The following is a 24,232-nucleotide window of genomic DNA, read 5'->3' on the forward strand; positions in this document are numbered from 1 at the left end:
ACAGCGAGAGCGCCCCGGGCAGCAGCCCCGAGACCTCCAGCCAGTCCTCCAGCCCCTCCTCCTCGGAGTCGTCGAGCCCCGCCCAGGAGCCCGTGACGGACCTGTCCGACCTGCCCCCTGCCCGGCCCGGGCGGCGCGCGCTCTGGCCCGGCGTTCCGCTGCTCGTCGCGCTCGCCCTGTGGGCGTACGCCATGCGGCACACCGACGTCTCGCGGCTCGACGACTACGGGCTGGTCACCGCGCTGCACCCGGCCTTCTGGGCCGGACTCGTGGTGCTCACCACCGGGTTCTGGTTCACGGTCCGCGATCCGCGCCGGCCGGGTGCCTGGGCGGCGGCGTACGTCCTCGGGCTGCTGGTGATGGAGCGGGTCACGCAGGCCGTGGTCTACCCGACCCCGCTGTACGCGTGGGCGTGGAAGCACGAGGCGGTCATCGACCATCTGCTGACGGCCGGTGGTCTGCAAACGGCCGACCAGGTCGGCGACATGGCGGTGTACGACCAGTGGCCGGGCTTCTTCGCCGCCCAGGCCGCCCTGGTCCGGCTGCTGGGCGTGGAGTCCTCGGCGATGTTCATGGCCTGGTGGCCCCTGGTCTCCAGCCTGATGCTGCTGCTCCCGCTGCTGCTGATCTACCGCACCTTCACCGAGGACCGGCGGCTGATCTGGACCGCGGTCTGGCTCTTCTACGTCGCCAACTGGGTCGGGCAGGACTACTTCTCCCCCCAGTCCGTGGCCTACGCGCTGCACGTCGGCGTCCTGGCCGTGGTCCTGCGCCGCTTCGGCCGGTCCGCCGTGCGGCGCGGGCGGCCCCGGCAGGCCGTGTGGACGGTGGTGCTCACCGTCATGCTGGTGGCGATCGTCATCTCCCACCAGCTCACCCCGGGCATGCTGGTCGTCTGCCTGGTCGCCCTGTGCCTCAGCCGTCGCTACCGCGACTGGGTCCCGGTGGTCACGACCGTCGTGATCTTCCTGGCCTGGTGTCTCACGGCCGCGCTGCCCTTCCTGTCCGCGGCGATGCCGGACATGATCCGCTCCGTCGGTGACGTCGGCGCCAATGTGGAGACGGGGTACGGCGCCACCCCCACCGGCACCGGAGCGATCGCGACCTCCTGGGCGGCCCGGCTTCTGTCCGGCTCGGTCCTGCTGCTCGCGGCCCTCGGGGTCCTGCGCCAACGGGTGCTGCGGCACCGGGCCAGGCCCCTGCTGCTGATCGCGGCGGCCCCGCTGCCGATGTTCGCGGCGAGCAGCTACGGCAGCGAGATGATCTTCCGGGTGCTGCTGTTCATGCTGCCCGGCGCCGCGTTCTTCGCCGCCGCCGCGCTGCTGCCCAAGGTCCGTACGCTGGCCGCCGACGCCGCGGCGAAGGAGGCCGACAGCCGGCAGGCCGCCCCCGTGAAGGCCCGCGGACGGGCGCTCGGCACATGGGTGGGGCTGGCCGCACTGCTCGGCGGAACCGTGGCATTCGTCCCGGCCTACTCGGGCAAGGACCGGATCAACTACTTCCCGCCGCAGGAAGTGGCCCTCGTACGGCAGCTCTTCGACCAGGCGCCCGACGGCTCGCTCGTCGTGGCCGCCAACCGCAACTACCCGCTCGCGTACGCCAGCTACTGGAGCGTCGACCACTACTGGTTCCTCGACGACGCCCGCAGCCACGTCGACCGGATCGTCCAGAACCCGGCCGGCACCCTCGCCAGCGACATGGCCGGGGTGGAGCGGCCGGCCCGGGCCTACTTCCTGCTCACCCAGGGGCAGCTGGCCAACTCCGAGATGAACGGACAGCTCGGCGAGGCGCAGCTGGACCGCATCCAGAAGTCCGTCGCCGCCTCACCACGGTTCCAGCTCGTGGCGGAGAACAGCGCCGGATGGCTCTACGTACTGAAGCAGGCGCAGGGAGCGGAGCGATGACACCGCAGGAACTCGTGGTCCGGATGCTGCCGCCGTTCGGCGGCTGGCTCGCGCTCGCCGCGCTCGCGCTGCCCGGCGGATCGCCGCTGCGGGGCGCCGCCGTCGTCCTCTTCCTGGCGGCGGGCCCGGGCGCGGCCGTGGTCAGAGTCTGTGCCCCCGCGCTGGGGGCGCGGCCGGCCGAAGGCCCCGTCGAGCGCCGGGACCCGGACTTCGCCCGCCACTCCGACCTGCTGGAGCGGCTGATGCTGGTGCTGTTCCTGAGCATCGGCGCCGTGATGCTCGTCGCGACCGTGCTGATCGCCACGCACACCTTCAGCGCGCAACGGGTGCTGCTGACGCTGACGCTGCTGACCACATTCGCCGCGTTCTGTCCGCCGCTGCGCGCCTCCCCGCCGCCGAGGACGACACCGAGGACACCGAAGGGTTCTGCTCAGTGAGGTTCAACCGTCCCCACCGTCCCTTTCGCCGCAAGCCGACCACGACCGGACAGCACCGCAGGAGGCCACAGCCACACGAGGAGCAGCCGTCCGCCGGCCCGTTGACATCGAGCCGGCGCCGTCTGCTGATCACGTCCGCCACGATCGTCAGCGCCGTCCTGATAGCCGGACTCACCCTCCGGAACGCCTCCGGGCCGGACCCGGGAGCCGCCGGTTCCAAGGCGGACTGCCGCCCCACGGCGCTCCTGGAACCACCCTGTGGCGCCTGGTTCGGGGCGTTCGTGCCGCACGAGCGGGACGACCTGCCGGAGAAGGTGCGCGCCTACGAGAAGCGCGTCGGCCGCGAACTCGACATCGTGTACACGTACCACGACATGTCCCTGCCCGAGGGCACCCGCCGGGAGGGCCAGCTGCTCACCCCGGAGGAACAGCGCGTCGGCGAGGACCGTCTGCTGCTGCTGTCCTGGGAGAGCAAGTGGTGGGGCGGGACGAAGAAGCAGCAGCCGACCTGGAGGCAGATCGCCTCCGGCGAGCTGGACAGGACCGTCATCGACGTCCAGGCCAAGCGCATCAAGGACTACGGCAAGAAGGTGTTCCTCTCCTTCGACCTGGAGATGGACACCCGCACCCCGGACAACGGCACCCCCGCCGAGTACGTGAAGGCGTACCGGCACATCCACGACCGGTTCCGCGAACTGGGCGTCGACAACGTGGTGTGGACGTGGATCACAACCGGCTACCTCGACCACGCCGACGAGATGAAGGCGATGTATCCCGGCGACGAGTACGTCGACTGGATCGGCTACAACCAGTACAACTACTACCGCTGCCACAAAACCGGCTGGCTCAGCTTCGCGCAGACGCAGCACGCCGCGCACGACTGGATCCGTAAGAACATCTCCGACGACAAGCCGCTGATGCTCTCCGAGTTCGGCACCGCCGCGGACTCGGCTCGCCCGCAGCGGCAGGCCGAGTGGTACGCGCAGGTGCCCGGCGTGCTGAAGGGCCTGGAGGGCGTCAAAGCCGCCCTCCAGTGGAACTACCGTGACCCCGGACCGCACTGCAACCTGGCCCTGGCGAACGACGCGGCCTGGGACAGCCTGCGCGAGGCGGTCGCCGACCCGTACTTCAACCAGCCGCTCAAGTAACTCAGGCAGGGGTCAGCCCGCGAACTCGGGCCCGTGCACCACCGCGCGGGCCCGCCGGTACCACCGCCACGCGATCGTCTTCGGCCCGTCCCGGTACGGCGCGACCCGCGCACCCGCACCCGCCAGCCAGCTCTCGACGTCGGCGACGGTGTGGGTGCGCCGGACGATGAGCCGGGCGATGCGGTAGCGCTCGTCGCGGTCGGAGCTGAGCGCGTGCCGTACGGCGGTCGCCGTCTCGTAGCCGGCCCGGGCCGACATCGCCCGTACGCGCGGGCTGTTGTAGCCGTGCGGATAGGCGAGATGGCGGACCTCGTGCCCGAGGGCGTCCTCCAACATGGCCTTCGACGAGCGCAGTTCGTACGCCAGGTCCTTGCCGGACAGGGTGTCGAGCTGTGCGTGCGTGACCGTGTGGCTGCCGATCTCCATGCCGTAACGTTCCAGCTCCGCCGCCCGGTCCAGGGTCATCATCGGCGCGGGCGGCAGCAGACTGCGGCCGCCCGGGGCGATGGCGCCGGTCGTGAGATAGGCGGTGGCGGGCAGCGCCCGCTCGGCCAGCGCCTCGGCGGTGGGGCCGGGCAGATCGGCGAAGCCGTCGTCGAAGGTGAGCAGCACGGGCCGGGGCGGCAGGGGTGCCCGCCCGGCCAGATGGTCGGCGATCGTGCTGATCGTGACGGGCGTACGGCCGCTGCGGACCACGGCGTCGAGATGCGCGGTGAACTGCTTCGGCGTGACCGTGAACTCGGCTATCCAGTCGGGCGGATCGTCCATCACGGAGTGGTACAGGAAGACCGGGATGGCAGGGGAGACGGCCGCACCCGGTGGTGATATCGGCCCCTCACCGTCCTGCGCACCCCGCTCCGCCCGGCCTCTGCCGTCCCCCCGCCCCTCATCACTCGTACGCGCAGACGTCCTCATCTCGCCCCCTCAACACGCGCGCGCAGCGCCCGCCGCGCGCGCAGGTAGCCGACAGGCCCGTACACCATCCCCCTGCGCTGCAACCGCGACAGCCGCCGCGGCCACGGATGCGTCCGCACGTCGTGGTCGCCCGGCGCCCCGCCGCCCTCCGTCTCGCGTACGGCGGTCAGCGTGCGGGCGTGGGCGAGCCCCCGGGGCAGCCGCGCGAGGAACGCCGGCAGCAGCGCCGGGCGGTTCACGAGCACCGCGGTGAGATAGGCGGTGAGTCCGGCGCCGTAGCCGTACGCCTGGGTCTCCAGGTCCCGCCAGGTCTCCCGGTGGTGGTGCCACACCAGTGCGTACGGGGTGTAGCGCAGCCGGTGGCCCTGGGCGAGGACGCGGACGAAGCCGTAGAGGTCGTCGCCGCCCCGGGCCGCCGTGCCGGCACCGGTGGCCGGGTCGAAACCGCCGACGGACCGCAGGGCGGCCGTCCGGAAGGCCATGTTGGCGCCGGAGCCGAAGCGCCCCGCCGTGAACGGGAACAGCGGCTCGTCGCCCGGGGGACGAGCCGGGTCGTACGTCCTTGGAGTGAAGCCTTTCGCGAAGCCGCCGTGGCTCTCCAGCAGCACCTGGGCCGGGGTGGTCAGCCGCGCGGGCAGGATCAGCCCGGTGCTGCACCCGAGTCCGGGGTCGGCGGCGAAGGGCGCGGTCAGCTCGGTCAGCCAGCGCGGATCGGCGACCACGTCGTCGTCCGTGAAGGCGACCACCTCGCCCCGCACGGCCGCGAGCCCTGTGTTGTGCGCGACCGCGAGTCCGGGCACCGGCTCGCAGACGTACCGCACGCGCTCGGCGTACTTCCGCTCGACCAGCTCCCGCGTCTCGCTCGTCACGGGAGCGTTGTCCACGACGACGATCTCGAACCGCGGATGGTCCTGCGCCAGCAGCGAGTCCAGCGCCCGGGCCAGCTGCCCGGCACGCTCCCGGGTCGCGATGACGACACTCGTGTACGGCGGCTTCCCGGACTCGCCGGCTGCCCCGGGCCCATGAGCTTCCCGGGTCCCGCCGACTTCCCCGGGGCCATGAGATTCCCCGGCCTCACTGGCTTCCCCAGGCCCGCGAGCTTCCGCGGGGGCACCGACCTGCGCCGGCGCACACTCCGCCCGCGCCCGCGCCACGAGCACGGACCTCGCGTCCGCCCCCTCCGGCACTCGCGCGAGCAGCGTCCCCACGGGCCGCCCGCCCTGCCTGACCAGGACGAACACCTCACCGTGCGTCACCGGCGGACTCCCCGGGCCCGGTCTGAGCACCGCCTCGTCGCCGTCGAGGTCAAGCTCGGCGACCTGCACCGCCCCGATGTCCAGGAACCGGCGTATCTCCTCCTGCGCGCGTGCCGAACGGGCCATGCGCCCTCCCCCCTCGTCGTCAGGTACGGCGCAGCCGAGCCGCGCCCTTCAGGGTCCGCGCGGCCAGCGACGCGAGCCGTGGCCTGCCGCGGACGAAGCTGTGCGCGCGGCGCGCCGGCTCGCGGCTCAGCCAGTGCAGCGCCGCGCCCGCCCCCGGACGCGTCACCGCGCCTTCGTACACGGGCAGTTCGCCCGTCTTCAGCGCGTCCTTGTACTCGGCCGCGCCCCGCCCCAGATCGAGCATGCCGATGCCCTCGGCGGCCGCCGCCTCGGCCATGCGCAGGTGCAGCACCAGACCCGGTGAGTACTTCGCGAACTCCGGGTCGTAGGCCGGGAACCAGCAGGCCAGGACCGAGGCCGAGCGCAGCCCGAAGTGCGCGGCCAGCGGCCGCTGCCCGGCGTACAGCACGGACAGAGTGCCGCGGCACTCCGGCGCCCGGGTCTGGGCCAGCCGCCCCACGAGCCGGGTGATCCACTCCCGGGCGAACCGGTCCCGGCGGCCCGTCCTGCGGTACTGCGCCGACTTCCACCCCATGAGCGTGCGCAGCGCGGCCGGGTCCCGCTCGTCGAAGACGAACCGCAGCTCGCCGACCTGCCGGCCCAGCCTGCGCTCCTTGGCCAGGGTGGTCTTCAGGAACTTCGGCGACTGGGCGCGCAGCACCGACTCGTACGTCTCGTAGCCCTTCTCCACGTCGATGACGTAGGTGGCGTGCTCCTCGGCCGCGTACCGGACGAACAGCCGCTGCCCGGCCTCCAGGTTGTCGAAGGCGAAGCTCGACAGCGCGCAGGCCCGCAGCAGTTCACCCGTGTCCAGGTCCAGGCCGGGCCGCAGGATCGCGCCCTGCGCGTCCGAGACGCCGAGCCCGATCGCCCGGCCCTGCCCCAACGGGCCCCGCTCATGGGGCAGGTAGCCGACCGGCTCCAGCCCCTCGTACACCACCGCGACCCGCGCCCGCGGCCTCACCAGACCGACGGCATCGGTGAACTCCGGTTCCATGAAGGGGTTGCGCGGTGCCTCCGACGCAGCGCGCAGCGCGCGCCAGCGCTCCTTCTCCCCCTCGCCGAGCTCCCCGGGCCGAGCCACACGTATGCGCCCACTGCTCAACCTGACCCCCCGATCAAGTCCCCCCTGGACACTTGGAAGGTACCGCCCGAGACGGCCCCGACGGTAGGTAGCGGACCATGTTGTTGCCAACTGGTGCAGAGGCCTTCAACCGGGCAATCGGCGTCCGACGCGCGATGAAACGAAGGGGCGCGCTGTCCGTATTCTCTGATCATGGCCGCACCCATCGCATATTCACTCATCGCCACCGACCTGGACGGGACGCTGCTGCGCGGCGACGACACCCTGTCCGACCGGTCCCTCGCCGCGCTCGCGCGGGTGGCGGACGCCGGTGCCCAGCACCTCGTGGTGACGGGCCGGCCAGCGCCGAGAGTGCGGCCGCTCCTGGACGACCTCGGCTGTACGGGGCTCGCGGTGTGCGGGCAGGGCGCGCAGGTGTACGACGCGGGCGCGGACCGGCTGCTGTGGTCCGTCACCCTGGACCGGGAACTGGCCGAGACCGCCCTCGGCAAGATCGAGGCCGAGGTGGGGCAGGTGTACGCCGCGGTCGACCAGGACGGGGTCGACGGGCTCACGCTCATCGAGCCGGGCTATCTCATGCCGCACCCGACCCTGCCCGCGGTACGGGTCGACCGGCGCGACGAGCTGTGGGGCGAGCCCATCAGCAAGGTGCTGCTGCGCCACCCGTACCTGACGGACGACGAGTTGGCGGCGACGGCCCGCTCAGTGGTCGGTCCACTCGCGACGGTGACGATGTCGGGGCCCGGCACGGTCGAGCTCCAGCCGTGCGGCGTCACCAAGGCGACGGGCCTGGCGCTGGCCGCCGAGCACCTGGGGCTGCGGCCGGCGGACACCGTCGCCTTCGGCGACATGCCCAACGACATCCCGATGTTCGACTGGGCCGCCCACGGCGTCGCCATGGCCAACGCCCATCCCGAACTCAAGGCCGTGGCCGACGAGGTCACCCTGTCGAACGAGGACGACGGCATCGCCGTCGTCCTCGAGCGACTGCTGGGCGGGACGGCTCAGTACGGGCCGTTGACGTTGTCGATCGAGCCGTAGCGGGCGGCCGCGTAGTTGCAGGCCGCGGTGATGTTGGCGACCGGGTCGTACGGGTCCCACGACGTGCCGTCCACGTGGTAGGCCTGGAAGGTCGGGTCGATGGTCTGGAGCAGACCCTTGGACGGGGTGCCCTTGGCAGCGTTCGAGTCCCAGTTGTTGATCGCCTGAGGGTTGCCGGACGACTCACGCATGATGTTGCGGTAGATGCCGTCGTACGAGCCCGGAATCCCCTTCTGCGCCATGATGTCCAGCGCCTCGCGGATCCAGCCGTCCAGGTTGTTGGCGTAGGTCTTCGCGGAGGCCTGGGTGGCCTCGGCGACGCCACCGGCGGGCTTCGCGGCCGGCTTGGCGGGGGCGGAGGACTTGGTCGCCGTCTTCTTCGCGGCGTCGGTCTTGGCCGTCTTCACCTTCAGCTTCAGACCCGGGTGGATCAGCTTCGGGTCGTCGCCGACGACGGCGCGGTTGTCCTTGTAGAGCTGCTTCCAGCCGCCCGACACGTCGTACTTGTCCGCGATGCGGTAGAGCGTGTCGCCCTTGGTCACGGTGTACGTGAGGGACTTGGCGGGCTGGGCCGCCTGCGGCACGGACCGTGCGGCGGCGGGTGCGCTCTGGCTCGGCTGGGCGGCGCTGGCCTGCGTCGCGCCGAGCAGCGGCAGGGTGAGTGCCGCTCCGCCGGTGCCGACGGCCACGACACGACGGGTGAGCTGGTTGCTTCTGGGGCGACGGTGCTTGCCTCGGGGCATGGCGATATTCCTCTCCGACGCCTGCGAGGTGAGCTGTCGGGTTCGGGCCGGGAGGTGCCCGGCCGCCCACGGCGCTGTGTGCCGTGGGCGGCTTCACCCCGAGCCGTTCCGCTGCGCGGACCGGCGACTTACCTGGGTCCCCCGCTCCTGCCATGCGTGAGTGAGTGGGTTCGTGTGGGGAGTCCGGGCGGTGGCAGGATTCGGCGTCCGCCGGACAGGCCCGGAACGTATGCGAGAGCACATGTCGGGAACAAGCACCTGAGTCACACATCGTGCCGGTCGACCTTGGGCGGGGGTATATGAGCCGCTTGATCCTTTGCGGGAGCCAAGGCTCAACTGGCGTCCGACGGAAGGACGTACGGGCCGGTGCCGGAGTGGGGCGTCGCAGGGGATAACGTGATTCAACTCACTGATCACAAGTCCGTGGGGCAATGGGCACCAAGGGGAATTTGCTTATCTAAAACGGCAAATCGTGCATAGTCCACTACTTCATGGAAAGTGGATAAATGTCTGCTCTTATGAGCTGATCGAAAATATTGCGGTCGTGATCGGATACCACCCGGCCTGTAACCATGGGCGCTGGCGGTGATCGAAACGTGACCGGATACGCTGACTCGAGTGATGGCAGCGACCTATCGACAAACCGCGTAATCACCGGCAGACACCAGCAGACAGGAGACCCCTCGTGACCGACGTCGGGCCGTTCGGGCTGAGCGTGCGGGACCAGGCTCTGGAAGCCGATGTCCAGGCCGGAATGGCGGCTGTCGAGGAAGGCTTGCTCGAGGCCACCAAGAGTGAGGTGCCCTTCATCACGGAGGCCGCCCAGCACCTGGTCCGGGCCGGCGGCAAGCGGTTCCGTCCGCTGCTCGTGATGCTCTCCGCCCAGTTCGGCGACCGGTACGCGCCCGGGATCGTGCCGTCGGCCGTCGTCGTGGAGCTGACCCACCTCGCCACGCTGTACCACGACGACGTGATGGACGAGGCCGCCGTGCGCCGCGGGGTGGCGAGCGCGAACGCCCGCTGGGGCAACTCCGTCGCGGTCCTCACCGGCGACTTCCTCTTCGCCCGCGCCTCGCACATCCTGGCCGACCTCGGACCGGAGGCGGTGCGGGTGCAGGCCGAGGCGTTCGAGCGGCTGGTGACCGGGCAGATCCTGGAGACGGCCGGCCCTCAGGACGGCCGCGACCCCGTCGAGCACTACCTGGACGTGCTGGGCGGCAAGACCGGTTCCCTGGTGGCGGTGTCGTGCCGGTTCGGCGCGATGATGTCCGGCGCCGACGACACGGTCGTGGACGTGCTGACCCAGTACGGCGAGCGGCTCGGCGTCGCCTTCCAGCTCGCGGACGACGTCCTGGACATCGCCTCCGACTCCCACGAGTCCGGCAAGACCCCCGGCACCGACCTGCGCGAGGGCATCCCCACGCTGCCGGTGCTGCGGCTGCGCGAGCGCGCCGCCCGGCTCGGACTCGCGGACGACATCGCCCTGTGCGAGCTGCTGGACTCCGATCTCACCGACGACGACCGGCACGCCGAGGCCCTGCGCCTGCTGCGCGCCCACCCGGCGCTGGAACAGGCCCGGCAGGACACGATCCGCTACGCCCAGGACGCCCGCTCGGCGCTGGCGCCGCTGCCCGAGTGCGTCGCGAAGACGGCGCTGGTGGAGCTGTCCGACGCTGTGGTGCACCGGGCCGGCTAGCACGTCCTTCCCGTACGACCCCTACGGGTCGGGGGAGAAGCCGCCCTCTCGTGTCATACCGCAGCAGTACGTGGAGTTGAGCCCGGGGTCTGACGTATCTCCCTGGCCGATTTGGTCAGATGGACACCACGGAGAACACACCACTCCTCACCAGTTCGGGTGAGAATGGCGGCTCAGGGACGAGTGCGTGGACGACACGGACAGCCGCCGCCGACCACGGAGGTAGGGCACACATGGCACCGTACGCATCCGACGACAGCACGACCGGCGGGGAGGTCGACGAGCAGCGCTCCGGGCGGCGCAAAGCCGCGCGGTACGTCGTCCCAGTCACGGTGATGGGGGTGGCGGCCGCGACGATCGGGCTGGTCCCCGCACTCGCCGACTCCGGTGACCCCGACCTCCCGAAGATCACCGCCCAGCAGCTCATCGAGAAGATCGCCAAGTCGGACGTCCAGCAGCTGTCCGGCACGGTCAAGATCAGCACGGACCTCGGCCTTCCGGACCTCGGCGGCCTGGAGAGCAGCCTGATGTCCGGCGCCGCGGGCCGGGGCGAGGGCGGCTCCTCCGCCGACCCGACGGCCAAGCTCACGGAACTGGCCTCCGGCACGCACACCCTGCGCGTCGCCGCCGACGGCCCGGACAAGCAGAAGCTGTCGCTGCTGGAGAACGCCGCCGAGTACAGCCTCGTCCACAACGGCAAGGACGTCTGGGGCTACGACAGCAAGTCGAACGAGGTCTTCCACGGCACCGCCTCGGAGAGCCCGGAGCACGGGAAGGAGCAGCCGCCGGCCACGCCGAAGGACTTCGCCGAGGAGGCCCTGAAGGCCGTCGACGACACGACCTCCGTGACCGTGGACGGCACCGCCCAGGTCGCCGGCCGGGACGCCTACAAGCTGGTCATCAAGCCGAAGCAGTCCGGCTCGACGGTCGGCGCGGTCAGCGTGGCCGTGGACGCCGAGACCGGCATGCCGCTGAAGTTCACGCTGACCCCGGCGGGCGGCGGCGCCGCCGTCGTCGACGCGGGCTTCACCCAGGTCAGCTTCGCCAAGCCGGCCGCGTCGACCTTCGACTTCACCCCGCCCAAGGGCGCGAAGGTCACCGAGGAGAAGGACTTCGAAGGCAAGTCCTCCTCCGAGGGGAAGGCCTCCGGCAAGGCGGACAAGGGCGCCGAGGCCCGCGAGCACGCCCCGAAGTCCGGGGACGACCTCGGCAAGGGCCTCGACGGCATGAAGACCATCGGCGAGGGCTGGAACTCCATAGCCACCTTCGACACCGGCGGCGAGGGCATGCCCTCCGGCGAGGCCGGCGGCGACCTCGGCGGCTTCGTGGACTCGCTCGGTGACAAGGTGACCGGCAAGTTCGGCTCGGGCACGGTCTTCTCCACCCGCCTGGTCAACGCCCTGATCACGGACGACGGCAAGGTCTACGTGGGCATGGTCACCAAGGACGCGCTCGTGAAGGCGGCCGACGCCGGGAAGTAAGTCCCGTACCGCCACGGGGTATCGAGAGCACCGGGCACTGAGAGCACCGGGCATCGAGAGCAGCGGGCATCGAGAGAACGAGGAAGCCGATGGGCGAACCGTCCGCCGCGGAGCCGGAGCACAGCGATGTGCGGGCCGAGGCCGGGGATCCGGTCATCGCCACCCGCGCGCTCACCAAGCGCTACCGCGGCGGACAGCTCGCCGTCGACGGCCTCGACCTGACCGTCCCGGCGGGCAGCGTCTTCGGCTTCCTCGGGCCCAACGGCTCCGGCAAGACCACCACCATCCGCATGCTGATGGGCCTCATCGAGCCGACGTCCGGCACGGCACGGGTGCTCGGGCAGCCCATGCCCCTGGCCACCCGCGCCGTGCTGCCGCACGTCGGCGCCCTCATCGAGGGCCCGGCCCTGTACGGCTTCCTCTCCGGCCGCGACAACCTGATCCGGTACGACTCCGCCGACCCGGCCGCCGATCCGCGCACCCGGAAGGCCCGGGTCGCCGCCGCGCTGGACCGGGTGGGCCTGACGGCCGCCGCGGGCAAGAAGGCCAAGGCGTACTCGCTGGGCATGAAACAGCGCCTGGGCCTCGCGGCCGCGCTGCTCCAGCCACGCCGGCTGCTCGTGCTCGACGAGCCGACCAACGGCCTCGACCCGCAGGGCATGCGCGAGATCCGCACCCTGATACGGGAACTGGCCTCGGACGGCACGACCGTCTTCCTCTCCTCCCACCTGCTCGACGAGATCGAGCAGGTCTGCACGCACGCGGCTGTGATGACGCAGGGGCGTCTGATCACCCAGGGCCCGGTCGCCGAGCTGTCCGCCGGGGCGCGCGGCCGGCTGGTGGTGACCACGCCGGACCCGGCGGAAGCGGCCCGGGTGCTGAAGGAGCAGGGCGTCGGCGACGTCGTCGTCACGGACGACCGGGTGACCGGCGAACCTCCGGAGAGCGACCTCGCCGACGTGAACGCCGCGCTGGTGACGGCCGGTGTGCGGGTACGCGGCTTCACGGTCGAACGGGCCTCGCTGGAGGACGCGTTCGTGGCGCTGACCGGGGAGGGCTTCGATGTCACGGGCTGAAGTCGGGCAGACCGTACGGCCGGTGAGCCCGCTGTGGACCTTCGGGCTGCTGCGCAGCGAGCTCACCACCACCTTCCGGCGCTGGCGCACCCTCGCGCTGCTCGCCGTGCTGGCGGGTGTGCCCGTCCTGGTCGGCATCGCCATCAAGATCGAGACGAGCGACGGTTCGTCGCCCGGCGGTGGCGGCGGCGGGGGACCTGCCTTCATCTCGCAGATCACCAACAACGGCCTGTTCCTCGTCTTCACCGCGCTGGCCGCCACCCTCCCGTTCTTCCTGCCGATGGCGATCGGGGTCGTCGCGGGCGACGCGATCGCCGGCGAGGCGAACGCCGGCACCCTCCGCTATCTGCTGGTCGCCCCGGCCGGCCGCAGCCGCCTGCTGCTCACCAAGTACGCGACCGTCGTCATCTTCTGCCTGGCCGCCACCCTTGTCGTGGCCGTCTCCGCGCTGACGGTCGGTGCGCTGCTGTTCCCGCTCGGCGACCTGACGACCATCTCCGGCACACAGATCAGCTTCGCCGAGGGTCTGGGCAGAGCTCTGCTGATCGCCCTGGCCGTCGCCGCGTCACTGATCGGCGTCGCCGCGCTCGGGCTGTTCGTCTCGACGCTCACGGGCAGCGGCATCGCGGCGATGGCGACCACCGTCGGCCTGCTGATCACGGTCCAGATCCTCGACCAGATCCCGCAACTGCACGCCCTCCAGCCGTACTTCTTCTCGCACTACTGGCTGTCCTTCGCCGACCTCATGCGCGAGCCCGTCTACTGGGACGACCTGACGAAGAACCTCGGCCTCCAGGCCCTGTACGCGGTGGTGTTCGGCTCGGCGGCCTGGGCGCGCTTCACGACGAAGGACATCACCGCGTAGCGCTCGGTCCTCGAAACATTCAGCCCTCCCAGCACTCAGCCCTCCCAGCACTCAGCCCTCGCAGCACTCAGTCCTCGTACACGAACCGGGCCAGTGGCGCCTCCTGCTCGAAGAACGTCTTCGCGCGGGCGAGTGCCTCGGTGTCGTTCAGCACGTCACCCGGCTTGCTGCCGTTGCCGAGCAGCACCCCGCCGAACCGCATCCCCATGTACGCGGCCGAGTTGTTGAGCGTCCCGACCAGCGGGTCGGCCACCTCCGGCTGACTGTGCGCGAGCGCGGTGACGCCCCACAGGGTGCGTCCGGTCAGGGTCGCCTTGAAGTCGAGGCCGGGCGTGCGCAGCCAGCCCGACCAGTAGTCCAGGTAGCGCTTGGTCTGTCCGGAGACCGAGTACCAGTACAGGGGCGAGGCGATCACGATGTCCGTGGCCGCGAGGGTGGCGTCGAGGAGCAGCGCCAGGTTGCCCTCGGCCGGGCGGACGTGGTCGCTGTCGTGCCGCAGGTCCTCGAAGTCGGGCACCGGATGCTCGGCGAGGTCGATCCACTGCTGTTCGACGTCCGGGGGCAGTTGCTCGGCGGCCCGGCGGGCGAGCAGCTCGGTGTTGCCGTCGGCACGGGCACTGCCCAGGACGAAGAGGAAGCGACGGGTCATTGGTGTCCCCCCAGAAGGTAGGCGCACATCAATTGCACGCGCATGCATCATATGCGCGTGCAACCAAATCCGCCAGGGGTGCCCGTCGTCCGCCAAGGCTGCCCGTCGTCCGCCTGAGTCGCCCCATCCGCCAGGGCCGCCCGTCAGCTCCCGACGCGCACCTCCGCCTCCCGTGCCACGGCCAGCAGCAGCGCTTCCCGGCCGTGCGGCGCCACCAGGTGCAGCCCGGCCGGGCAGCCGTCACCGCCGAAGCCCGCCGGGAGGCTCAGCGCAGGATGCCCGCTGAGGTTGAACGCCCAGGTGAGAGAGGTGGAGTAGCGGTCGCCCGGGCCGTCGTGTCCGTGCGGTGCGGTGGGTGTGGTCGGCGTCAGCAGCAGCTCCGCTTCGGCGAACAGTCCGGCCAGCCGCCGGTCGTTCTCCGCCCGGACACGGTGGGCTTCGCCCCGATCGGCACCGTGCGTGCGCAGGGCGAGCCAGGCGGGCCCGGGGTCCAGGAGCCGCAGCGGCGCCCGCGGCCGAACGAGCCGTACGACACCCGCCGCCACGAGCCGTTCGACCGCCGCCCGGGCGAGCGCGACGGGCTCCGGATCGGGCCCGGCGAAACCCAGGTCGGACGACCAGACGGCGGTCACGGGCACAGGCGTGCCGGTCGGCACCGGTTCCTCCGACACCACCCGCCACCAGCTCGCCGCGTCCGACGCCGAGCGGGCGATCACACCTTGCACGGCGAGCCCCGTACGGTCGGCGGAGGGCAGCCGCCCGGCCGTGGTCTTCAGGCCGGTCACCCCGCACCACGCCGCCGGGATCCGCACCGAACCGGCTCCGTCGCTGCCCGTCGCCAGCGGCACCAGCCCTGCCGCCACCGCCACCGCGGCCCCGGCCGACGAGCCGCCCGGCGTACGGTCCGCCCGCCACGGATTGACCGTCCGGCCACGAGCGCCGAGCCCCCAGGTCTGCCAGGACGTCCCCGGCCCGGGCACGGAGGTCGCGCCCACGGCGACACAACCGGCCGCGAGCAGCGGCCCCGCCGTACGCAGCCCGTGCCGCCCCTTCACGGCGACCGGCACCCCGGCGAGCGGTAGCGCTTCCCTCTTTCGGGGGACATCCCCGGCCCGCCGGCCGAGGCGCGCGTCCACCTCGCCCGCCCGCCGCAGCGCCTCCTCGTGCCACACCTCGACGAACGCGCACAGCTCCGGATCGGCCCGCTCGATCCGCTCCAGCGCCGCCGCGACCACGTCGACCGCGCGCAGCTCCCGGGCCCGCACGCCCGCCGCGATCTCCCCGGCCGACAGGGGCACCGCCGTCAGCGCGCCGCTCCCGTCAGCCGGACCAGGGCCGAGGTCTCACGCGGCGGATGCCCCAGCTCGCCCAGTCGCCAGGCCGGCACCCACGGCACGCGGTACACGTCGATGACCGACTCCAGGGACCTGACCCGCTGGGCGAGCGGACGCGGCAGCCGGCCCGGAGCGTCCGCCACGAGGACGACGGCGACGAGGTCCAGCCCGGGCGGGGCCTGACCGCGCCGGAAGATCTCCACCGCCCCGGCGACCGTGTCCAGCCCGGCCGCGTGCGTCCGCGCGACCAGCAGCACCGATGCCGGCTCGCCCGGACCGGGCCAGGCGCGGCCGCTGTCATGACCGCCGTAGACCGCGGCGAGGGTGGAGACGCCCGCGCCGCCGTGGGTGCCGACCCAGGAGAAACGCCGTGCCGCGGCCTGGGCGTGAGCGGGCCCCGGCGCCCCTGGCTCCTGGATGGTCACCGGGCCGCGGATCCAGATCTCCGGCCCCTGTCGCATGCCTGTCTGCATGCCCCTCTCCTCCCTCGTACTCTCGATCCTCATGCCATCCGGAACGATCCATGCCGGGACCAGGAACCCTTGGGACGAGCCTGTGACACCGCGGTGACGTGAGGAACCGGAGCGAGCGGACACACTCGACACTAGGTGTACGACGCCGAATGAGGGGACGATGGCTCGACTCAGCCGCGAGAAGAAGCGGGAACAGAAGCAGGCCGCACACGCGGCGACCCGGGCGGCGCCGATCGACGTCCGCGTCCCCGGGGCCGGAACGGACCTGGCGGGAGCCGGCGCGGGGGGTGTCTCCGACGGCGCGTCGGTCGGCGGTGTCCCCGTCTTCGCGGCCCCCGGCGAGGAGATCCAGCAGGCCGTCCTGAACCGCCTTCACCACATCGCCCTCGCCACCGGCCATCCCATCCTCGCCACGGTCCACGACGAGCGCATCGGCTACGTCGTGCCGCTCCAGGTCGACCCGGACGGTTCCAGCCGTTTCACCGCCGAGCCGGTCCGCACGGCGCCGCCGGAGGACGCCGCCGCCGCGGAAGCGCCTGCGGCGGGTGCCGTGACGGAGCCGCCCGCCCCGCCGCCCGCGCCGGAGCGGCAGCACCCGCAGGACGACAGGGCCACGCACGTCCTGCGCCCCGTACCGGAGCCCGGCCGTGGCACGGCCCCGACGTTCCCGCTGCGGGCGGGGCCCGAGCAGCAGCCGGCCGATCCGCCCCCACCGGCGTTCGAGCCGCGAGCCGCACCGGAGGCGCCACACCCCCAGCCGGGGGACACACCACCGGGCCCGGCCGCACCCCCCGGCACCGTCGCACCCCCGACGGGCGAGTTCGGGCCGCCTCCGCTCATGGACGTCAGGCCGCTCCCCGTCCCCGGAACAGGCCCGGGTCCGAACCGCAGGCGCGAGCCCGAGCCGATGTCCGAAGCGGAGCTGCTCGCGGCCGAAGCCGACGCCAAGCCGACTCCCGTCCGGGGCTTCGACGCCGTCGCGGAGGCGGTGCTCGGCGACGAACCCCTCGGCGGACCGGGTACCCCCGCCCTCATCGCGGAGCCGATCGCGCGGATCAACGAGGCCGTCAAGGAGGGCCGGATCGAGGCGGCCCTCGGGCTTGCGGACCAGACCGTCGCGGAGGTGTCGGGGACGCTCGGGCCGGAGCACCCCGAGGTGCTCCGGCTGCGCGAACTCACGGCCTACGTCGCCTACTTGGCGGGCGATCCGATCCGTGCCTTCCGGCTGTCCCTCGACCTGGCCGGTGCCCGCCGCCGCTCGGGCGACGCGGAGGCCGCCTACGGCAACGTGCAGAGTGCGGCCACCGCCTGGCGCGCGGTGCGTGACCCGGCTGTGGGACTGGAGCTGGGCCGGGACCTGATCGGGCTGTGGACCGAACTCGCCGCAGAGGAAGGCCCCGCCGTCGAGGAGATCGAGCAACTGGAGTCGGCCCGCGCCCGCATGGGCCGCCTGACCGAACGCGCCCGCAACCAGTAGGCGCCGTTACTGCGACAGCTCCCACACCGCGTGCGCCACGGCGTCGCTGTTGCGGTCGAGGGCGGTGTCGTCGATGTTGGCGGTGGTGTCGCAGGAGGAGTGGTAGCAGCGGTCGAAGGCCCGCCCGGCCGTGCCGCCCCACTTGGCCGCCTGCGCCGCCGTCTTCGTCCGGCTCGCCCCGGTGAACAGGCCGCCCACCGGCACACCCGCGCTCTTGAAGGGCGCGTGGTCGGAGCGGCCGTCGCCCTCGGTCTCGATCTCGGTCGGGACGCCGAGGCCGGCGAAGTACTCCTTGAAGGTCTTCTCGATCGCCGGGTCGTCGTCGTAGACGAAATAGCCGGGGTTCGGGGAGCCGATCATGTCGAAGTTCAGGTAGGCGCTGATCCTCGAACGGTCCCCGGTGGCCAGCCGGTTGACGTAGTGGCGGGAGCCGACCAGGCCGACTTCCTCCGCGCCCCACCAGGCGAACCGCAGGTGCTTGGCGGGCTTGTACTGCGCCCGGGACACGGCGAGCGCGGTCTCCAGGACGGCGGCCGAGCCGGAGCCGTTGTCGTTGATGCCGGGCCCGGAGGAGACGCTGTCGAGGTGCGAGCCGGCCATCACGACCCGGTTCGCGTCGCCGCCGGGCCAGTCGGCGATCAGGTTGTAGCCGGTGCGGCCGGAGGCGGTGAACTGCTGGACCGCGGTGGTGTATCCGGCCGCGTCCAGCTTGGCCTTGATGTGGTCGAGCGAGGCCTTGTAGCCGGGGCGGCCGTGCGCGCGGTTGCCGCCGTTGGCAGTGGCTATGGACTGGAGCTGGGACAGGTGGGCCTTGACGCCCGCCAGGGGTATGTCGGGCGCGGCGGCCGGTCTCGGGGGAGCGGACGCGGCGTCCGCCACGGCCCCGCCGGTCAGGAGCATGGCGGTAGCCACGGCACCGGCTGCCACGGCACGCGCGGAGACGGAGAGCTTCATGTGGGGGCTCCGACTTCCTTCGGGAAGCCCGTGGGGTGTCCACAGGCAGCCCACAGTGAATGGGGTGCCTGGATGGTGAAGCTGCTACTGACTCTCCGTCAAGACATGGATCAAGCCACGGCGTTGAGGTGAACCGGGCCGCCGGCGCTCACGGGAAGGTCACTGCACGCAGAACTCGTTCCCCTCCGGGTCCGCCATCACGACCCACTCGCCGCCCTGCTCCGCCACCCGCCGCAGCACACGCGCACCGAGCCCCTCCAACCGTGCGACCTCCTCCTCGCGCCGCCCCTCGCCCGGGTGCAGATCGAGGTGGAGCCGGTTCTTGACCGTCTTCGCCTCCGGCACCCGCTGGAACAGCAGCCGCCGCCCCTGCCCGGTCCCGCTCTCCTCCTCGAACGGGTCCTCGGGGTGCCGTACGGCGATCAGGTCCCGGAAGGCGCGGCGGCCGTGGAACTCGACCGTGAGCTCCTCCGGCATGGCACCAAAACCGAGCAGCTTCTCGATGAGGGCGCTGTTGTCCTCGACCTCGTACCGGAGGGCGGCGGCCCAGAAGTCGGCCTGCGCGTGCGGCTCGTTCGCGTCGATGACGATCTTCCAGTGCAGGGGGGCGGGTGATGCCGGAGTCGGTGTCATGTAACCGGTTATAGTGGTTACATGAGTGGACGCGCAAGGGAAACGCCGAACCGGACACCCGGCCTGACGCTGGTCTCGCACCAGGGGAAGGCCTACCGCTTCGACCCCGGCGCCCTGTGCCTGGAGCTGCTGACGACGGGCGGCCCCGGTCGGTTCGCGCGCTACGAGGTGCTGCACGAGCCCGCCGACCTGGTCGCCTGGACCGCGCGCAGCCGCCTCCCGGACGGCCTGGACATCACCGTCACCGAGGACGAGCTGGAGCGCGTGCGCACCCTGCGCGACGCCGTGTTCCCGCTCGCCGCCGACCGCGCCCACGGCCGCCCGCTGGGGGCCGCCCACCTGGACGTCGTCAACGCCGCCGCGGCAGGACCTCCGCTGATCGCCCGCATCGAGCCGGGCGGCACCCGCGCCTGGGCCCCGGGCGCCACCGGAGCCCACCTGCTCTCCACGGTCGCCCGGGACGCCATCGACCTGTTCACCGGCCCCTACGCACACCGCGTCCGCGAGTGCGGCGCCCACAACTGCTACCTGCTCTTCGTCGACACCTCCCGTCCGGGCCGCCGCCGCTGGTGCGCGATGGAGCACTGCGGCAACCGCGAGAAGGCCCGGGCGCACCGGTCCCGCCAGGCTCCCAGGACGCCGTAGCCGCCGCGTCCCGCTAGGACGCCGTAACCGCCGCGGCCCGCGCCTCCGCCTCGCGGGCGTCGTACGCGGTGCGGGCCGCCGCGATCTCCTCCTGGTGCCGCTCCGTCCAGGTCACCAGGGACTGGATGGTGGCGTGCAGCGTCCTTCCGAGGGAGGTCAGTTCGTACTCGACCCGCGGCGGCACCACCGGGTGCACCGTCCGCTTCACCAGGCCGTCCCGCTCCAGCGACCGCAGGGTCACCGTCAGCATCCGCTGGCTGACCCCGTCGATCTCCCGGCGCAGCTCGGTGAAGCGCAGCCGCCGGTTCTCCAGCAGCGCGATGACGAGCAGCGACCACTTGTCGGCGATCCGGTCGAGGATCTGCCGGACCTGGCAGTCCTCGCGGGTGTCCCACTGGAAGGGATCCGCGTCGCCGTAGTCCACGGTGCTCTCGCAATTACTCGGTGACTTCGAAGTGCCTTCTTCCATAGTCTCTCGCTGCTGCCCGCAGAGTGGTCGTGGTTACAAGAGGGAACCGACCCTCACTCGCGTAACCGACCCTTACGCAAGGAGTGTTGACTCATGGGCACCCGTGCCTGGGCGCTGCTGTTCGTCCTCTGCGGAACGATCTTCCTCGAAGGCATCGACGTCGCGATGATGGCGGTGGCGATCCCGGCCATCCGCTCCGACCTCGGGCTGGCCACCGACACCGCGGCCTGGGTGATGAGCGGCTATGTGCTCGGTTACGCCGGCTTCACGCTGCTGGGCGGCCGGGCGGCCGACCTGCTCGGGCGGCGGCGGATGTTCCTCTTCTGGCTGGCCGTCTTCCTCGCCTTCTCGGGGCTCGGCGGCTTCGCGACCGAGGGCTGGATGCTGGTCGTCGCCCGGTTCGTCACGGGTGTCGCCGCCGCGTTCATGACCCCGGCCGCGCTCTCCCTGATCACGACCTCGTACGCGGAGGGCCCCAAGCGCAACAAGGCCCTGCTGGTCTTCGCCGGCACGGGCGCGGCCGGCTTCTCCCTCGGCCTGGTCATCGGCGGTCTGCTCACCCAGCTCGGCTGGCGCTGGGTGTTCTTCGCGCCGGTACTGCTGGCCGCGGCGCTGCTCGTCGCGGCCGTACGTCTGGTGCCCCGGCAGGACCGCCCGCCCGCGCACCGGCGCGGGTTCGACCTGCCCGGCGTGATCACCGCCACCGGCGCCATGCTGCTGGCCGCCTACACCGTCATACGCCTCGAACACGGCCTGCACGACTGGCCGCTCACCGTGATCTCCGGTCTCGCGGCGCTCGCCCTGGCCGCTGCCTTCGTCGTGGTCGAACGCCGCAGCCCGGATCCGCTCGTCCGTCTCGGCATCCTGCGCCAGGGCGCGGTCGTGCGCGCCGACCTGGGAGCGCTGCTGTTCCTCGGCGCCTTCTTCGGTTTCCAGTTCGTCGTCACGCTCTATCTCCAGGAACTGCGCGGCTGGTCGCCCCTCATGACGGCGGTCGCCCTGATCGTCATGGGCGTCGACGCCGTCCTCGCCCCGACGCTCACCCCGAGACTGGTCGCCCGCTTCGGCAATGCCCAGGTGATCGTCGGCGGCTTCGTCCTGGCCGTGATCGCGTACGCGCTGTTCCTGCCGGTCGGCATGGAGTGGTCCTACGCCGCGATGTTCCCCACCCTGTTCCTCTCGGGCTTGGCGTTCGCCCTGGCCTACGGGCCGCTGACGATCGCGGCGACGGACGGGGTCGCCGAGTCGCAGCAGGGTCTGGCCGGCGGGCTGCTGACCACCGCCACGCAGTTCGGCTCCGCGATCGGCATCTCGGCGGTGACCGCGGTCTACGGCCTGGCGTCCACCGGGTCCGGGCCCGAGGCCACGCTGTCGGCGTTCCGTGCGGCGCTGACCGTTCCGGTCGTCCTGGCGGTGCTGGGCGCGTTCCTCTCGGTGGTGAGCGCGCGGGAGGCCCGGCGGGCGGTGCGCAGGGCGTCCCAGGTGAGCAGTGTCAGTGCCAGCCACACCAGCGAGAACCCGGCCCAGCGCTCCGGCGGCATCGCCTCGTGGAAGTAGAAGACGCCGAGCAGGAACTGGAAGACCGGCGTCAGGTACTGCAACAGGCCGATCGTGGACAGGGGCACGCGGATGGCGGCCGCGCCGAAGCAGACCAGGGGCAGCGCGGTGACGATCCCGGCCGAGGCGAGCAGTGCCGCGTGCCCCGCGCCCTCGGTGGTGAAGGTGGAGTCGCCCCGCGCGGTCAGCCACACCAGGAAGCCGAGTGCGGGCAGGAACTGGACCACGGTCTCGGCGGCCAGCGACTCCACGCCGCCCAGGTTCAGCTTCTTCTTCACCAGTCCGTACGTGGCGAAGGAGAAGGCGAGGCCGAGGGAGATCCACGGGGGCCGGCCGTAGCCGACGGTCAGCACGACGACCGCCGCGCCACCGGTCCCGACCGCCAGCCACTGCACCGGCCGCAGCCGCTCCTTCAGCAGCAGCACACCCATCGCGATGGTGACCAGCGGGTTGATGAAGTACCCGAGCGACGCTTCGACGACGTGCCCGGAGTTCACGGACCAGATGTACAGGCCCCAGTTGAGGGTGATGAAGGTCGCGGCGACCGCCACGAGGCCCAGCCTGCGCGGCTGCCGCAGCAGCTCGCCGGCCCAGGCCCAGCGGCGCAGCACGAGCAGGGCGGCGCCCACGAAGATCAGCGACCACACCATCCGGTGGGCCAGGATCTCCATCGCCCCGGCGGGTTTCAGCAGGGGCCAGAACAGCGGGACGAGGCCCCACATCCCGTAGGCCGCGAAGCCGTTCAGCAGTCCTATGTGCCGCTCACCCCTCGGCTTGCCGCTCACGAGCCCCTCCTCCGTACGTGGTGTTCCGCGTGCACGAAGGTAACGCCGAGCGCCCCCGGCTGTCATGCCCGTATCGGTATACGGTCATGACAGCCGGGGGCGGGGCGGCTCAAGGGCCCGCCGGGGGAGTTCAGCCCTTGAGCGCCGCGGCGATGGCCTCGGAGAACGGGGTGGTCGGGCGGCCGGTCAGCCGGGACAGATCGCCGGTGGAGACGACCAGCTCGCCCTTCTCGATGGAGGCGTCCACGCCCGCGAGCGTCTGCGCCAGCGCCTCGGGGAGGCCGGCGCCGGTCAGGATCCCGGTGAGCACCTCGGTCGAGACCGGGTTGTAGGTGATCGCCTTGCCGGTCTGGCGGCTCAGCTCGGCCGCGTACTCGGCGAAGCTCCAGGGGGTGTCGCCACCCAGCTCGTACGTCTTGTTCTCGTGCCCCTCGCCGGTCAGCACGGCGACGGCGGCAGCGGCGTAGTCCGCACGGGCGGCGGAGGAGACCTTGCCCTCACCGGCGGCGGCCACGACCGCGTTGTGCTCCAGCACCGGGGCGAGGTTCTCGGTGTAGTTCTCGTGGTACCAGCCGTTGCGCAGCAGGGTGTAGGGCACGCCGGAGTCCAGCAGCAGCTCCTCGGTGCCGCGGTGGTCGTCGGCGAGTGCGGCGGTCAGCGTGCCCGGGGCGCTGGTGTAGGCGAGCAGGGCCACACCGGCCGCCTTGGCGGCGTCGATGACGACCTTGTGCTGCTGTACACGGCCCTTGTCGAACTCGTTGCCGGAGACCAGCAGCACCTTGTCGCCGGCGGAGAAGAGGCCGTCGAAGGACGCGGGCGCGTTGTAGTCGGCCAGCGCGATCTTCACACCGCGCTCCGCGAAGTCGGCGGCCTTCTCCGCGTTGCGGACGACCGCGGTGATCTGCCCGGCGGGGACCTTCTCCAGCAGCTGCTCCACGACGTGACGGCCGAGATTTCCGGTGGCTCCGGTGACGATGATGCTCATGTGGCTGACTCTCCTTGTGGGGTGCGATGACACTAACCCTAGGAACCGCGCTAACTCTTGGAAAGTACCCACTTTGAAGTAAGGTACTGGCATGGCAGTAAGTGATGGCGAGGCCCTGTGCCCGTACCGGCTGGTGCTGGAGCACGTCACCAGCCGCTGGGGCGTGCTCGTGCTGATCGAGCTTCTGGACCGCCCGTACCGGTTCAGCGAGCTGCGCCGGGCGATCAGCCATGACGGGGGCCGGAGCGTCAGCGAGAAGATGCTCACGCAGACGCTCCAGACCCTGGAGCGCGACGGCCTCGTCCACCGCGACGCCAAGCCCGTGATCCCGCCCCGCGTCGACTACTCCCTCACCGGCCTGGGCCGCGAGGCCGCCGAGCAGGTTCGGGCCCTCTCACAGTGGACGCACCGGCGCATGGACGACGTGGAGAAGGCACGCCGGGCGTACGACGAGGCCCGGGCCGCTTCCCAGCAGTCCCGGGCCTCGTAGCCGTACGAC

Annotated in this window: 23 protein-coding genes, 1 pseudogene and 1 riboswitch; of the genes and pseudogenes, 12 read left to right on the forward strand and 12 right to left on the reverse strand. The window is 71.8% G+C overall.

All coding sequences use genetic code 11. The features are described 5' to 3' along the window. Positions 1-92: 92 nt before the first annotated feature. The 3 genes from AOQ53_RS38730 to AOQ53_RS38740 all read left to right on the forward strand — a co-directional run bounded on the left by AOQ53_RS38730 (position 93) and on the right by AOQ53_RS38740 (position 3,489). Entirely contained in the window at positions 93-1,904 is a 1,812-nt protein-coding gene (locus AOQ53_RS38730) for a hypothetical protein (protein ID WP_059424676.1), read from the forward strand. Continuing rightward, a complete protein-coding gene (locus AOQ53_RS38735; protein WP_059424677.1) occupies positions 1,901-2,341 on the forward strand; it encodes a hypothetical protein in 441 nt (146 codons plus the stop codon). The genes AOQ53_RS38730 and AOQ53_RS38735 overlap by 4 nt, the downstream gene beginning before the upstream one ends. 101 nt (positions 2,342-2,442) lie before the next feature. Then, a complete protein-coding gene (locus AOQ53_RS38740; RefSeq protein WP_236711961.1) occupies positions 2,443-3,489 on the forward strand; it encodes a glycosyl hydrolase in 1,047 nt (348 codons plus the stop codon). Between the two features lie 12 nt (positions 3,490-3,501). Here AOQ53_RS38740 and AOQ53_RS38745 read toward each other — a convergent pair whose 3' ends face one another. The 3 genes from AOQ53_RS38745 to AOQ53_RS38755 all read right to left on the reverse strand — a co-directional run bounded on the left by AOQ53_RS38745 (position 3,502) and on the right by AOQ53_RS38755 (position 6,870). After that, positions 3,502-4,257, reverse strand: coding sequence for a polysaccharide deacetylase family protein (locus AOQ53_RS38745; protein WP_059424681.1), 756 nt, complete (start codon positions 4,255-4,257; stop codon positions 3,502-3,504). Between the two features lie 143 nt (positions 4,258-4,400). Beyond that, positions 4,401-5,786, reverse strand: coding sequence for a glycosyltransferase (locus AOQ53_RS38750; RefSeq protein WP_059424683.1), 1,386 nt, complete (start codon positions 5,784-5,786; stop codon positions 4,401-4,403). A 19-nt stretch (positions 5,787-5,805) separates the two neighbouring features. Then, positions 5,806-6,870 carry a GNAT family N-acetyltransferase gene (locus AOQ53_RS38755; protein ID WP_236711962.1) on the reverse strand — a complete coding sequence of 355 codons (1,065 nt, stop codon included), beginning with the start codon at positions 6,868-6,870 and terminating at the stop codon, positions 5,806-5,808. 192 nt (positions 6,871-7,062) lie between these two features. On the opposite strand from AOQ53_RS38755, the gene AOQ53_RS38760 reads away from it, so the two are divergent. Beyond that, positions 7,063-7,911 (forward strand): Cof-type HAD-IIB family hydrolase, encoded by an 849-nt coding sequence (locus AOQ53_RS38760; RefSeq protein ID WP_059424687.1) that lies wholly within the window; start codon positions 7,063-7,065, stop codon positions 7,909-7,911. On the opposite strand, the gene AOQ53_RS38765 is transcribed toward AOQ53_RS38760, so the two are convergent. Then, positions 7,875-8,654: a transglycosylase SLT domain-containing protein gene (locus tag AOQ53_RS38765; RefSeq protein ID WP_059424689.1), complete on the reverse strand. Its 780-nt coding sequence runs from the start codon at positions 8,652-8,654 to the stop codon at positions 7,875-7,877. The genes AOQ53_RS38760 and AOQ53_RS38765 overlap by 37 nt on opposite strands. A gap of 3 nt (positions 8,655-8,657) precedes the next feature. After that, positions 8,658-8,831: riboswitch (cyclic di-AMP (ydaO/yuaA leader) on the reverse strand. A 508-nt stretch (positions 8,832-9,339) separates the two neighbouring features. Here AOQ53_RS38765 and AOQ53_RS38770 point away from each other — a divergent pair. The 4 genes from AOQ53_RS38770 to AOQ53_RS38785 all read left to right on the forward strand — a co-directional run bounded on the left by AOQ53_RS38770 (position 9,340) and on the right by AOQ53_RS38785 (position 13,772). Beyond that, positions 9,340-10,350, forward strand: a complete 1,011-nt coding sequence (locus AOQ53_RS38770) for a polyprenyl synthetase family protein (protein ID WP_059424690.1) — start codon at positions 9,340-9,342, stop codon at positions 10,348-10,350. A 233-nt stretch (positions 10,351-10,583) separates the two neighbouring features. Continuing rightward, positions 10,584-11,831 carry a LolA family protein gene (locus AOQ53_RS38775; RefSeq protein ID WP_059424692.1) on the forward strand — a complete coding sequence of 416 codons (1,248 nt, stop codon included), beginning with the start codon at positions 10,584-10,586 and terminating at the stop codon, positions 11,829-11,831. Positions 11,832-11,920: 89 nt separating this feature from the next. After that, positions 11,921-12,907, forward strand: coding sequence for an ABC transporter ATP-binding protein (locus AOQ53_RS38780; protein ID WP_059424693.1), 987 nt, complete (start codon positions 11,921-11,923; stop codon positions 12,905-12,907). Next, positions 12,894-13,772 (forward strand): ABC transporter permease, encoded by an 879-nt coding sequence (locus tag AOQ53_RS38785; RefSeq protein WP_059424695.1) that lies wholly within the window; start codon positions 12,894-12,896, stop codon positions 13,770-13,772. The genes AOQ53_RS38780 and AOQ53_RS38785 overlap by 14 nt, the downstream gene beginning before the upstream one ends. A 67-nt stretch (positions 13,773-13,839) precedes the next feature. On the opposite strand, the gene AOQ53_RS38790 is transcribed toward AOQ53_RS38785, so the two are convergent. The 3 genes from AOQ53_RS38790 to AOQ53_RS38800 all read right to left on the reverse strand — a co-directional run bounded on the left by AOQ53_RS38790 (position 13,840) and on the right by AOQ53_RS38800 (position 16,228). After that, positions 13,840-14,421: a flavodoxin family protein gene (locus AOQ53_RS38790; RefSeq protein WP_059424697.1), complete on the reverse strand. Its 582-nt coding sequence runs from the start codon at positions 14,419-14,421 to the stop codon at positions 13,840-13,842. A 143-nt stretch (positions 14,422-14,564) separates the two neighbouring features. Continuing rightward, positions 14,565-15,719 carry an amidase gene (locus AOQ53_RS38795; RefSeq protein WP_078945705.1) on the reverse strand — a complete coding sequence of 385 codons (1,155 nt, stop codon included), beginning with the start codon at positions 15,717-15,719 and terminating at the stop codon, positions 14,565-14,567. Positions 15,720-15,724: 5 nt separating this feature from the next. Continuing rightward, positions 15,725-16,228: a DUF6668 family protein gene (locus AOQ53_RS38800; RefSeq protein WP_059424699.1), complete on the reverse strand. Its 504-nt coding sequence runs from the start codon at positions 16,226-16,228 to the stop codon at positions 15,725-15,727. A 160-nt stretch (positions 16,229-16,388) separates the two neighbouring features. On the opposite strand from AOQ53_RS38800, the gene AOQ53_RS38805 reads away from it, so the two are divergent. Continuing rightward, a complete protein-coding gene (locus AOQ53_RS38805) occupies positions 16,389-17,705 on the forward strand; it encodes a tetratricopeptide repeat protein (RefSeq protein ID WP_059424701.1) in 1,317 nt (438 codons plus the stop codon). Positions 17,706-17,711: 6 nt separating this feature from the next. On the opposite strand, the gene AOQ53_RS38810 is transcribed toward AOQ53_RS38805, so the two are convergent. Together AOQ53_RS38810 and AOQ53_RS38815 are read right to left on the reverse strand one after the other, a co-directional pair. Then, entirely contained in the window at positions 17,712-18,659 is a 948-nt protein-coding gene (locus tag AOQ53_RS38810; RefSeq protein WP_059424703.1) for a M28 family metallopeptidase, read from the reverse strand. A gap of 159 nt (positions 18,660-18,818) precedes the next feature. Further along, positions 18,819-19,292 carry a VOC family protein gene (locus AOQ53_RS38815; protein WP_059424705.1) on the reverse strand — a complete coding sequence of 158 codons (474 nt, stop codon included), beginning with the start codon at positions 19,290-19,292 and terminating at the stop codon, positions 18,819-18,821. 21 nt (positions 19,293-19,313) lie between these two features. On the opposite strand from AOQ53_RS38815, the gene AOQ53_RS38820 reads away from it, so the two are divergent. Further along, positions 19,314-19,937 carry a CGNR zinc finger domain-containing protein gene (locus tag AOQ53_RS38820; protein WP_059424707.1) on the forward strand — a complete coding sequence of 208 codons (624 nt, stop codon included), beginning with the start codon at positions 19,314-19,316 and terminating at the stop codon, positions 19,935-19,937. Positions 19,938-19,950: 13 nt separating this feature from the next. Here AOQ53_RS38820 and AOQ53_RS38825 read toward each other — a convergent pair whose 3' ends face one another. Further along, positions 19,951-20,406, reverse strand: a complete 456-nt coding sequence (locus AOQ53_RS38825; RefSeq protein WP_059424708.1) for a winged helix-turn-helix transcriptional regulator — start codon at positions 20,404-20,406, stop codon at positions 19,951-19,953. A gap of 168 nt (positions 20,407-20,574) precedes the next feature. Here AOQ53_RS38825 and AOQ53_RS38830 point away from each other — a divergent pair. Then, positions 20,575-21,654 (forward strand): annotated as a pseudogene (locus AOQ53_RS38830) (MFS transporter); the annotation flags it as partial. 80 nt (positions 21,655-21,734) lie between these two features. Here AOQ53_RS38830 and rarD read toward each other — a convergent pair. Then, positions 21,735-22,685 carry an EamA family transporter RarD gene (rarD, locus tag AOQ53_RS42505; protein WP_408055230.1) on the reverse strand — a complete coding sequence of 317 codons (951 nt, stop codon included), beginning with the start codon at positions 22,683-22,685 and terminating at the stop codon, positions 21,735-21,737. Positions 22,686-22,878: 193 nt separating this feature from the next. Then, positions 22,879-23,733 (reverse strand): SDR family oxidoreductase, encoded by an 855-nt coding sequence (locus AOQ53_RS38845; protein ID WP_059424714.1) that lies wholly within the window; start codon positions 23,731-23,733, stop codon positions 22,879-22,881. Positions 23,734-23,824: 91 nt separating this feature from the next. Between AOQ53_RS38845 and AOQ53_RS38850 the strand changes: the two genes are divergently transcribed. Further along, complete coding sequence (locus tag AOQ53_RS38850) at positions 23,825-24,223, forward strand: winged helix-turn-helix transcriptional regulator (RefSeq protein ID WP_059424716.1); 399 nt, start codon at positions 23,825-23,827, stop codon at positions 24,221-24,223. Positions 24,224-24,232 lie beyond the last annotated feature (9 nt).

Source organism: Streptomyces azureus, from assembly GCF_001270025.1.
GTDB classification, from domain to species: Bacteria; Actinomycetota; Actinomycetes; order Streptomycetales; family Streptomycetaceae; genus Streptomyces; species Streptomyces azureus.